This window comes from Haloferula chungangensis, assembly GCF_042664875.1.
GTDB classification, from domain to species: domain Bacteria; phylum Verrucomicrobiota; class Verrucomicrobiia; order Verrucomicrobiales; family Akkermansiaceae; genus Haloferula; species Haloferula chungangensis.
Genome location: NZ_JBHTBS010000003.1, coordinates 548,274 through 559,424 on the forward strand (window position 1 = coordinate 548,274; position 11,151 = coordinate 559,424).

11 protein-coding genes are annotated in these 11,151 nt (G+C 57.4%); 5 read left to right on the forward strand and 6 right to left on the reverse strand.

The window, feature by feature from the left end; translation table 11 throughout:
• Positions 1-134 precede the first annotated feature (134 nt).
• Both ACFQY0_RS09010 and ACFQY0_RS09015 read left to right on the forward strand, forming a co-directional pair.
• Entirely contained in the window at positions 135-2,288 is a 2,154-nt protein-coding gene (locus ACFQY0_RS09010; RefSeq protein WP_379711471.1) for a catalase, read from the forward strand.
• A gap of 133 nt (positions 2,289-2,421) precedes the next feature.
• Positions 2,422-3,144 (forward strand): hypothetical protein, encoded by a 723-nt coding sequence (locus tag ACFQY0_RS09015; RefSeq protein WP_379711472.1) that lies wholly within the window; start codon positions 2,422-2,424, stop codon positions 3,142-3,144.
• Positions 3,145-3,301: 157 nt separating this feature from the next.
• Here the strand turns inward: ACFQY0_RS09015 and ACFQY0_RS09020 are convergent, their stop codons facing one another.
• Positions 3,302-3,646 carry a hypothetical protein gene (locus ACFQY0_RS09020; RefSeq protein WP_379711474.1) on the reverse strand — a complete coding sequence of 115 codons (345 nt, stop codon included), beginning with the start codon at positions 3,644-3,646 and terminating at the stop codon, positions 3,302-3,304.
• Positions 3,647-4,039: 393 nt separating this feature from the next.
• Between ACFQY0_RS09020 and ACFQY0_RS09025 the strand changes: the two genes are divergently transcribed.
• Both ACFQY0_RS09025 and ACFQY0_RS09030 read left to right on the forward strand, forming a co-directional pair.
• The gene (locus ACFQY0_RS09025; protein ID WP_379711475.1) at positions 4,040-4,504 is read left to right on the forward strand and encodes a DUF2383 domain-containing protein; all 465 of its coding nucleotides are present in this window, start codon (positions 4,040-4,042) and stop codon (positions 4,502-4,504) included.
• A 39-nt stretch (positions 4,505-4,543) separates the two neighbouring features.
• Positions 4,544-4,795 (forward strand): hypothetical protein, encoded by a 252-nt coding sequence (locus tag ACFQY0_RS09030; RefSeq protein ID WP_379711477.1) that lies wholly within the window; start codon positions 4,544-4,546, stop codon positions 4,793-4,795.
• A gap of 8 nt (positions 4,796-4,803) precedes the next feature.
• Here ACFQY0_RS09030 and ACFQY0_RS09035 read toward each other — a convergent pair whose 3' ends face one another.
• The 5 genes from ACFQY0_RS09035 to ACFQY0_RS09055 all read right to left on the reverse strand — a co-directional run bounded on the left by ACFQY0_RS09035 (position 4,804) and on the right by ACFQY0_RS09055 (position 10,714).
• On the reverse strand, positions 4,804-6,576 hold the full coding sequence (locus ACFQY0_RS09035) for an ABC transporter ATP-binding protein (RefSeq protein WP_379711478.1): 1,773 nt from the start codon (positions 6,574-6,576) through the stop codon (positions 4,804-4,806).
• Between the two features lie 32 nt (positions 6,577-6,608).
• A complete protein-coding gene (locus tag ACFQY0_RS09040) occupies positions 6,609-7,550 on the reverse strand; it encodes a trypsin-like serine protease (RefSeq protein WP_379711479.1) in 942 nt (313 codons plus the stop codon).
• A gap of 22 nt (positions 7,551-7,572) precedes the next feature.
• The gene (locus tag ACFQY0_RS09045; RefSeq protein ID WP_379711481.1) at positions 7,573-8,751 is read right to left on the reverse strand and encodes a 1-deoxy-D-xylulose-5-phosphate reductoisomerase; all 1,179 of its coding nucleotides are present in this window, start codon (positions 8,749-8,751) and stop codon (positions 7,573-7,575) included.
• The gene (locus ACFQY0_RS09050; protein ID WP_379711482.1) at positions 8,736-9,611 is read right to left on the reverse strand and encodes a phosphatidate cytidylyltransferase; all 876 of its coding nucleotides are present in this window, start codon (positions 9,609-9,611) and stop codon (positions 8,736-8,738) included. Before ACFQY0_RS09050 ends, ACFQY0_RS09045 begins: the two co-directional genes overlap by 16 nt.
• Positions 9,612-9,724: 113 nt before the next feature.
• Positions 9,725-10,714: a transposase gene (locus ACFQY0_RS09055; RefSeq protein ID WP_379711484.1), complete on the reverse strand. Its 990-nt coding sequence runs from the start codon at positions 10,712-10,714 to the stop codon at positions 9,725-9,727.
• Between the two features lie 92 nt (positions 10,715-10,806).
• Here ACFQY0_RS09055 and ACFQY0_RS09060 point away from each other — a divergent pair.
• The coding region (locus ACFQY0_RS09060) for a hypothetical protein (RefSeq protein ID WP_379711486.1) at positions 10,807-11,151 on the forward strand (345 nt) is incomplete at its 3' end.

Consider the following 11,151-nt stretch of genomic DNA (forward strand, 5'->3'; position numbering starts at 1 on the left):
ATGCTGGCGGAGAGATGGTAATACTGTGGTATAACTCCCCTGGAAACCGGGCAGACACGAAACGAAAAATCTCCCATCGAATGACTTCTTTCCGTTTGCCGAAAAGTTGATTCGGGATAGTGGTTACGCTGACCATGAAAAAATCTCAGCAAAAACCATCGAGCAAACAGAAATCCGCCAGTCCTAAAGAGAGTTCCTCCAACTCTTCTCCAAGTGTGGGCAAGTGCCCCTTCACCGGTCTGGCTGCCGGCGGCGAGAATCACCAAAAGGCGTATGGTGATGATGACATCATGACCACTCAGCAGGGCGTTCCCATCAGCGATGACCAGAACTCGCTCAAGATGGGCACCCGAGGCCCGAGCCTGCTCGAAGATCAGGTCCACCGGGAGAAGATCTTCCACTTCGACCACGAGCGCATCCCCGAACGTGTCGTTCATGCCAGAGGCTACGGAGCGCGTGGTTACTTCGAGAATTATGATAACCTCTCCGATCTCACCTGCGCCGACCATTTCCAACGCGCCGGCGAGAAGACGGAGACCTTTGTCAGATTCTCGACGGTAGCCGGCAGCGCCGGCTCTCCCGACCTCGCGCGCGATGTCCGAGGCTTCGCGGTGAAATTCTACACAAAGAAGGGGAACTGGGACCTGGTCGGAAACAATATCCCGGTCTTCTTCATTCAGGATGGCATGAAGTTTCCGGACCTGATCCATGCGGCAAAACCGGAGCCCGACCGCGGCTTCCCCCAAGCTCAGACCGCTCATGATAACTTCTGGGATTTCATGTCCCTCATGCCGGAAGCCACCCACATGATCATGTGGATCATGTCGGACCGGGCGATCCCTCGCTCTCTGCGCTTCATGGAAGGCTTCGGCGTCCATACTTTCCGGCTGGTCAATGCGAAGGGAAAATCGACCTTCGTCAAATTCCACTGGAAGCCGAAACAGGGCATGCAATCGGTTGTATGGAATGAAGCGGTCAAAATCAACGGAGCCGACCCTGATTTCCACCGCCGGGACATGTGGAACTCCATCAAAAACGGCGATTTCCCCGAGTGGGAACTCGGCATCCAAATCCTTACACAGAAGGTCGTCGACAAATTCCCCTTCGATATTCTCGACGCCACCAAACTAATCCCTGAAGAACTCGCGCCGGTTCGCCCGATCGGTCGTCTCGTGCTCGATCAGGTTGTGGACAACTTCTTTGCGGAAACAGAACAGGTCGCCTTCTGCACCCAGAACATCGTCCCCGGCATCGACCATAGTAACGATCCGCTTCTCCAGAGCCGGAACTTTTCCTATCTCGATACCCAGCTCAAACGCCTCGGCGGCCCGAACTTCACCCATATCCCGGTCAATGCTCCCCGCTGCCCCATGCGCCATTTCCAGCAGGACGGACATATGGCAATGCATAACCCGAAAGGCCGGGCCAACTACGAACCGAACTCCTGGGAGGGCGAGGAGCGTGGACCCCGGGAGAGCGATGCCGGCTTCAAATCCTATCCGGAGCCAGCTGAAGATGACAGCGTCAAAGTCCGGCAGAGATCCGAGACTTTTGCCGATCACTACAGTCAGGCCCGCCAATTCTACATCAGCCAGACGCCCATTGAACAAGAGCATATGGTCTCAGCTCTGGTCTTCGAACTGAGCAAGGTTAAAACCGAAGGGATCCGCACGCGCTTGATGGCAAACCTTCTCAACGTGGATCGTGGTCTCGCTGAGAAGGTTGCCAATGGTCTTGGAATGGACCTTCCTGAAGCTTCGGAGCCGGCTCGCCAACCCATCACGGATCTCCCAGAATCGCCCGCCCTAAGCATTTTGCAGAATGGTCCAGGTTCCTTCTCGGGCAGAAAAGTCGGAGTACTGGTGACTGATGGGCTTCGTCATAAAGTCTTTAAAGCTCTCAAATCCGCAGCAGAAAAGGAGGGTGCCACCATCGAAGTCGTCGCCCCAAAGGTCGGCGGCGTCATTGCAGATGACGGCGAAAGAATCGTCGGTGATGAGAAGTTGGATGGAGGTCCTTCGGTGCTTTATGACGCGGTTGCCATCCTTGTTTCCGAGGAGGGTGCCACTGAACTCGCCAAGCAACCCGCCGCTCGTGACTTCCTCGCGGATGCATTCGCGCACTACAAATTCATCGCTTATTCCCGCGAAGCGGAAACCTTACTCAAAGACCTTCAACTCGATAAGAAGATGGACGACGGCTTCATTCCTCTAATGAAGACCAAGGATGCCAGCATCTTTATCGAGACCTGTCGAAAGTTGCGCTTCTGGGATCGACCGGGCGCGTGAGAAACTCCGCCGACGCGCCTTCACGATCGCCCGGTCTCCCCGGAAACACGTCGGGAGAGCGGGCGATCAACCCTATCGAGTGAACCCGAAAAACCCGCCATGAAAAATGACAACCCACGGTTTGTGATCGTCAGTGGACCATCCGGGCAAATCCCCGCTCGTGAAGGCGCTCAGAAGACTGCATCCGGAATTGATGAAAGGGACGCAGTCGCCCGTGCTCTATCACTCGCGGGTTCCCAGGGCCGACGAAGTCGATGGACGTGACTACCACTTCCGCAGCAGGAAGGAAATCGAGGCACTCCGCGACGACGACCGGTACCGCGTCTTCGAAGTTCGGGATCAATTGCAGGCCGTGGATCTGGTGGAAATGCACGAGCTTATCCATCAGGGAAATGTTCTTTATGAAGGCAATCACCACATCGCCTTAAACCTGCGCGACGAATTCAAATCCCCGGAGATCACGATCATCGACGTATTCCTGTCACCTCTTTCTCTACGAGAGATCTCCGAAATCCTCGAATCCTCGGCTGAACGCTTCGAGCGCCAGCTGCAAAACCTGTCACGCCAGCGTCTGTTGCGACGATCGAATGAAAAATCTGCCTCCCTCAGTCTTCCGGAGCTTAATGATATCGAAGAACGCTCCGGATCGATTTTTGAGGAGCTGCAGCAGGCGTACCGCTTCGCCGCCGTGATTCCGAATCATGATGGAGAAGACTCGGATCATTGGAACCTTTTCTCGCGCCCGATCGGCGATGCCAGACGCGCTGTTTCCGCCCTTGAATCATTGATTCGGGGTGAGCGAAACCTGGACATCGAGGTCTGGCCCGAGGATCTCTTCTCCAAGGTTGGGTCCTAAACGCCGCAGCGGCAGCACATCTCACCAACAACAGGTTAGAGGAGAAAGCTTAACACGAGCCTTCTCTCTCTAACCTGTCATCGGATCAGGTCGGTTCCGAATTCAGTTCCGTTAGCGTTTATGGCCGTGGCCACGGGTCATCCTCTCGACCTGGAACTCAACCTCGGAACAGCCAACCCAGAACAAATCCTGTTCCGAGCGCGATGCCCATGTATTTCACCGGCTCGCGGCGCACCCTCGATTCGAGGTCATCACGTGCACTCAAGGCGCGGTCAGAGGCGAGATCACGTGCTGAATAAACCCGCGAGCGAGAAGCGTCCCGCAGTGCTGAAGCACCGATCTTTGCGGCGCTCCCCAGATCACGTGCTGCTTCTTTGGCTTCTTCGGCAATATGACTGACATGTTTCTTCGCCCCCTCAAGCTTATGCTTCGCAGCTTCCTTCTCGGCGGTGTAGGCAACATTGTCGGCGGTTTCCTCGGCAGTTGAATAAGAATCATTCATGGTGGGATCGATAGTTAATATTTCGGATTGCGCATGGCAGCGCCTGCTCAAACAGGCAACTGCGGCGTTCATCTCCATCTCGCACACGCTGTGCCGAGATCGCGGCACAATGGTATCCGCGCGAAATCAAGTGCTTCCAGCATCGCTGGCGAACCAAAGCCGCATGGCAGAACGAATGATTCATCTCCATGATGCACGACGAAGCTGCATTTTGCACTCATCGTCACAGTCCGAGGACGCCTCGCCAAGAGAGTGTGGTTTCCGCACGAAAGTTGTTTGAATGGCCTCGAGTCGCTGATCACCAGCCATTCCCGGCTACCCCCATCAAGAGTGATTCGCATCGGAGGATGGTCCTCCTCATGACGGCATAAGGTCTGCGAATGGTGAAGTCCTATGAAAGCAACCAGCGTGAGCCACCGCCAGCTCAGTGATGCGCCCGAACTCCAGGAGGTGCTGACCCGCTACATCGATTCACGGGACGGCTACCAACAAGCTGCGGAGCTGGTAGATCATCGGGCCCTGGCCGAGGAACTTCGGACCATCTCGCGCCGCCGAAGCGTGATTATCGAAACGATCAAGGACGCCATCGCGGAGCAGGGCCAAAAGGTCGATCAGGAAGGTAGCACCGAAGCAAAAGATCGCCGATGGAACCTCGAATTCCAATCCGGGGTGTCGAGGGATGATGTTTCACCCATCATCTCGGAATGCATCCGCAGCGAAAGGGAGCTCGATCGCGCGTTGGCACACGCGTGCAAGGATTCGGAAACCTTGCCGTCCCACCTTCCCATGCTCGAAGCTGCACGCTCCGATGTGCTCTCAAGCATCTGCGGCCTCGAAGCCATTGTAGAAGCTTTTTGACATCCCACCCCAAAGACTAACATGAACTATCCAGACATTATGACGCCACGTAGCATCAAACGACGGGCAATGCACTACATTCACCCGTCCAGCAACTCATTGCTGGACCGCACTCGGGAAACCATTGGTAACGTTGACATCTCCACCCGATCCTTGGTGATGATCTCACTCGTCGCCTCGATTGGCGCGGGAGTCACCTACTACCTGCTAAGTCGCCATTCGGCGGAGCGACGCCTCGAACCGCGACGCGAAGACTCGTATCTTGACGAGACCGAGGAAGAACTGGAGTAATCCTGGGGTCAGGCCAGCTGGGTCTCGGCAAGAAGTCGGTAGGTTCCCCGCATCGCTACCAACTGGTCGTGAGTTCCGCTTTCCACCAGCTTGCCGTGGTTGATCACTAGGATCCGATCGGCATGGCGGACGGTGGAGAGCCGATGCGCAATGACCAGGCTGGTGCGCCCCTTCATGAGTCGTTCAAGCGCCTCATTGACGAGTCGTTCGCTTTCAGTATCGAGCGCGCTGGTCGCCTCGTCGAGTAGCAGGATGCGGGCATCGGAGAGGATCGCTCTTGCGATCGCGATGCGCTGCCTCTGACCGCCGGAAATCTTCACTCCCCGAGGTCCTACCATCGTCGCGTAACCCTCAGGTAGCGACATAATGAAGTCATGGGCATTGGCTTCCTTCGCCGCCGCCTCGATTTCTTCCTTGGTCGCGCCGGGCCGGCCATACTCGATGTTCTCCAAGATTGTGCCGCCGAAGAGCAGCACCTCCTGAGGAACCACCGCGATCTGCGAGCGAAGCGACGCCAAATCTAGCGTCGTTGCGTCACGACCGTCGAACGTCACCTTTCCAGCCCCCGGCCGATGAAAGCCGAGGATCAACGAGAAAATTGTCGACTTGCCGGCCCCTGATGGCCCCACCAACGCCACCCGTTGCCCGGGTTCAACCTCCAGGTTCAAGCCGTCTATAACCGCCTGCTCCGGTCTTGATGAATAGCGAAATGCCACGTCCTCGAAGGCCAAAGCACCGGTCAAACCGGTGATTTTTTCTCCCCCTGATGCCTCCGTCTCATCCTGAAGGATTTCCCGAATCCGCTCGCTTGCACCGCTCATGGCTTGCAGCTGCGAGATGATTTCCGGAAATGACCCCAGTGATGCGCCGACGAAAATGCTGAAGAGGATAAAGGCAACGAAGTCGCGCTGGCTCAACTCTTCGCGAACCAGCATGCCTGCTCCATACCACGTTACGAACGCGATGGTCCCGAACATCACGAATATGATGAACGAGAGAAAGAACGCGCGAGCCAGAGCCCCCTTCATAGTCACGGCGAAAAAGCGGTCAAGCGCCGACGAATAGCGATGCTCCTCGAAGGCCTCGTTCCCGAAGGCTTTCACGTCCGTAATGCTCTGCACCGACTCTTCGATCACCGTCCCCGAATCCGCCAAGGCATCCTGAGCTTCCTTTGACCTCGCCCGCACCTTTCGCCCAAAAACTGCCACCGCCAGAACGACGACCGGAATGCTTCCCAGCATCACCAATGCAAGCTTCCACGAAAAAAAGAACACTGCTGTTAGGCCGCCCACCAGGATCACCAGCTGCCGAACCATCTGGGGCACCGTGTTCATCAGGGTTTCGCGGACGACTCCCAGGTCACCCGCTACCCGAGTGCTCAGGGCTCCCGATCGCTGGTCCTGGAAAAAGGAAACGGGAAGCCGAAGCATGTGGGCGAAGAGATCTCGACGCAAATCATTGAGTGCCGCCTCCCCGGACTTCATGAAACCGAGTACTCGCCAGAATGCGATAAAGGCCTGCAGACACAGGGCTCCGACCAGCCACTTCATGTTCTGATCGAGCCCGTCCTTCACCGTCTGCGCATCCACCCCATTCTTCCAGGCATCCGCAGGATCCCCGATGAGATCCTTCAAAATCAGAGGAAAGACCAGCGACAAAGCCGCCGTGACAAAGAGCGCGAGCAACGAAGGAATGAAAATCGCCCGATAGGGACGCAGGTAGCCGAAAAGCCACTTCATCGAGCCGCTAACCTTCCCTTTCTTTCCCGATTCCTTCGACATCCCGGCGATGGGACCCCATCACCCCGCCGACGTCAACGCCTGCGACGCGAAAGCAACGGAAGAAGTGCAAGAGTCAGAATGCCGACACGCGGCTCAGGAATCCCCGTAATCGCCTCAATCTGGGAATGGTAGCTACTGATGCGCGTCGAATAAAAACTGCTCGGCGCATCATCAGTCCCGTCGGCAACCAGGGTCCACCCTTCGGAATCGCTCCCCAGATAAAGCCCCCCGGCGTCGAACAAGGCCGCGTCGAACTCCTGACCATCGCCGACGGTGTCATTGAAGTCCCATTTGCCATCAACGGCATAGTTGATACCGGCCAGCTTCCAGCTTCCCCCGTCCTGAATGAAAAGCGCCCCTCCGGAATCGCCGACGGATAGATGAGCTTCGTTGGCTCCACCTGTCGCGTCGAAATCGGCTTGAAGGTAGTCAGCGCCTTCTTGGGTGATCGTCGCGGCCACCGTATTGGTACCCCAGCGCGAAGCCCCGTCAGCAGGCCCCCACTGCCATCCTTTCGTGACCGATTGCAGGTCGATCGTGGCACCACGTTGAGTTCCCCTGCCCATGACGACCAGGTCCTTCCCGACTTCATCGCTCCCGGTGTAGAGTGGTGCGTAGGAGGTGAAAGTCCCCGTGACTGCGAAAATCCTCAGGTCTGTTCCGGCGACGTTCCAGTAACCGACCCCACCGTTGGCGGAGCTATCCACATTGTAAACGACGTCGCTTCCTCCGTTGAAATATCCCTTGGAAATGAAGGTGCTCGATACACCGATGTGTGCGGCCGTGATGAAATGACTTGGGGAAATCATCGTTCCCATGAAGTTTCCGAACTCCCCTTGATACTGCCAACCGGACCCGCTCAATGCGCCTCCCGGCGCGACCTCGCGATTGATCACCGGGTCACCGGATCCGTATAGGATCACCCCTTCTGCGGAAATCGCTCCGAGCAGGAGCAGCACCATCGAGTTCCTCACGCTCCGAAAACTAGCTGCCGAATCAGGCTCGGCAAGCCCCAAGCAAGTCTGTCGTTTTCATGCGCGCCCAGGCGTCGGCATCGATCAATCGATCCAGCGAGTCCGCGGCACCGGTTTGATGCGCGTCCATCGCCTCACCGACCACACTCCAGATGTCGGTAAAGCCAATCCGCCGGGCAACGAATGCGTCCACGGCGATCTCATTTGCTGCGTTGTAAACCGCGGGCAAAGTGCCGCCTTCCAGTCCCGCCCGCCGCGCCAATCCAAGCGCTGGAAAAACATCGTCGCGCGGCTTCTCAAACTCCAGCTTTGCCAACTCGCCGAAATCCAGAGGCTTCAGGCCCCCACGAACCCGGTCCGGCCAGGTCAGCGCATACTGGATGGGAAAGCACATGTCCGTCCGGCTCAACTGCGCCAGCACCGAGCCATCCACGAACTCGACCATCGAGTGCACGATGCTCTGCGGGTGCACCACCACATCGATGCGCTCCATGCCGATCCCGAAAAGCCAGCGCGCTTCGATCATCTCCAGTCCCTTGTTGAAAAGCGTCGCCGAATCGATGGTGATCTTACGGCCCATCTCCCATGTCGGATGCTTCAGGGCCTGCTCAAGGGTGACCTTTCTCAGGTCCTCCGCGGGCCAGGTCCGGAAGGGTCCACCCGAAGCTGTTAGAATCAGCCGCGAAACTTCCCTTGCCCCTCCCCGATGGCCATCGAGGCACTGGAAAATCGCATTGTGTTCGCTATCGACCGGCAGAATCTTCACCCCGCGCTTCTCAGCGGCAGCGGTCACGATCTCGCCCGCCATCACCAGAATCTCCTTCGACGCCACCGCCAGGTCCTTGCCGGCTTCGATCGCTGCCAGCGCCGGTTCCAAGCCCGCCGTGCCGACAATGGCCACCAGCACCACGTCGGCCCCGGACAGCGTCGCCAGCTCGATCAGACCTTCGTTGCCGATGTAGACCTTCACGCCTTCCGGCAACAGATCCCGCAGCTCAGCTTCCTTCGAAGCGTCGGCCAGCGCCACATGCTTCACACCGGTTTCGCGGACCTGCTCGGCGAGTTTTCCCACGCTGGCATTCGCCGCGAGCCCCACCAGTTCCACCCGGTCCGGAATCTGCCTCGCCACCTCCAGAGTCGAGCATCCGATCGACCCGGTCGACCCTAACAGCACCACCTTTTTCCTCACAGCGTCACCCATTTCAAATAAAAGTAGAGCACCGGCGCGGTGAAACAGAGCGAATCGATCAGGTCGAGGGCACCGCCGATTCCCGGCAGCATCCTGCCCGAATCCTTTGCTCCGAGGCTGCGCTTGACGATGCTTTCCGCCAGGTCACCGACCACGGCCAGCAGGGCCAGAATGAAGCCAAGCGCAATCACGTGCGGCCAGCCACCGAGTGCTGCGAGCTTGTTAGGCATCATTGCAAACAGTCCACACGCTGCGAGCTGCGCGAAGAACAGCGCCCCAAAAAATCCTTCCCAGGTCTTCCCCGGACTCACATGCGGAATCATCTTCCGCTTTCCGATCATCGAGCCGGTAATGTAGGCTCCCATGTCGGTAAACTTCGTCACCGCAATCAGCCACAGCAGCATCATCGCCCCCGGAACCTGGCCATCGCCTGGAACGAGAAACACGAGACGCGCCGTGAAATTGAAAGACAGCGCGACATAGACAAAGCCGAGCACCGTGAAGGCAACCGTTTGAAGGGGTTCCAAGCCACGCAGCGGATGCCTGAGCTGCAAGGTGAAGGCCCCGGCCGCCGCCAGAAATACCGCCGCGCCATCGTAGTCTGCCGGCAGGGAAACTCCTCCGCCCGAGCCCAATTTCCCATCACCTAGAAGCAACCAGTAAAGCAGCCCGCAGTAGGCAAGCGCGAGCCCGATGCCAAATCGCGGAAAGCACTTCGTCCCGCTCTGCTTGAGCATCTGGAAATACTCGATCGTCGAGAGCAGGGTCAACAAGCCGACGAGACCGACATAGGCCCAGGCCTGCTGGCTCCAGAGTCCGGCGGCGACAAGCGCCCATAATCCGAGTGTGCTCGCCAGTCGGCGAAAGAACACGGAACGTTTGGATTGGGACGGAGAATTATCGGCCATCGGCTGGTGCGCGGGTATCCAAGCGGCCCAAAGCCAAGCTGGCAATTCAAACCGCTCACAGCCCTCTGCTCACTGCCTCACTCCACCGCCTTGATCCTCAGCGCCCGCAGCGAGAACATCTCCAATCCTTCCACCTCCTTCACCTTCCTCGCTCCATTCTTCCGCTTGGCTCCGAAATGCTCCCGCCGCTCAGCAAACACCCCTTCCACAAAACTCCGACTCCCAATCGCCACCCCATCGCTGAAATACCTCACACGACACCTCAGCAACTCCGACAAACTCAGCTTCCCTCCGGTCTCCAAAACCTTCTTCGCAGCATCCGTCGAAATCCCTTTCCGCCCCGAGGAAAACGCAGACGATTCAACCTCCACACCTTCCCCGAACAACCAGCAGCGATACCACTCGGAAGCTGTTAGATTCGATGCCCCGGCCTTGTCATTCCACGAATCAAGCGGCGAATCCACTACCCGGCAAAGCCCACGCCGAGCCCGTTTCGACCCTGCGACCGCCTCCGCATATCCACACCAGCGGTAATCCTTCGGGTCCTTCGTCAGGCCCGCCCTAACAGGATTCAAATCGATGTAAGCCGCCATCGTCCTTAGCGCATCGCCATCTTGCACAAGCACGCTTTTGTAGCGGTCCATCCACAGAGTTCCCCGCCGTCCATGATGCTTGTTGAACCAGCGCGAAAAGCGCTCCTTCAGCTCTTTCACGAACTGCGAAAGATTGCAGAAACGGCTCCGATAACGCTCCAGCAATTCCTCCGCTGGCCCATTCATGCCCTTCGAGCGCAAATCGGAAAGCTCATGCCTGAGCGCCATCACATAAGCCTTCGAGTAAAGAAGGGTCAGATGCTCAAGCAGCTTCTCTTCACCTTCTGGCCCCTCGAATCGGAGCAGAAACCTCGCCCGGTCCGGTACGCGAACGAGAAGGTGAAAGTGATTGCTCATCACCGCAAAAGTCAGAATTTCCACTCCTGCAAAGCGTTCTAAACGACGCATCACCCGTAGAAACGCCTCCTTTTCGACATCCCAAAAGAGCATCTCCCCACCAGCCGTTCGACTCATCACGTGATAGCAATTCGACTGGCCATCCATCCCCAGAATCCGCCTTCGCCCAAGCCCCTTCCCACGCCGAAATCCGCCCGGAACCGGAGCAGTTGCCAGCCCTGCTTTTTCAACCGGATCAATCACTTCTTGCTCTTTGGTTTTCATCACGTTGCGAACTTTCTATCAAGAAAATATCAGCGAGTCAATCACTGTTTGCCTGGCATCTTTTTGGGCATCTGGCATCTTTTTGGGCATCTGGCATCTTTTTGGGCATCTGGCATCTTTTTGGGCATCTGCCTGGCATCTTTTTGGGCATCTTTTTGTGGCACGAGGACCGCGATGGCAAGAAGCGCCGCATGGTGCTGGCCACCACCCTGACCGACCACGAGAGCTACGATTGGCTCGAGCTCTCCGCCCTCTACGCGCAGCGCTGGGACATCGAGTTGAAGCTGCGT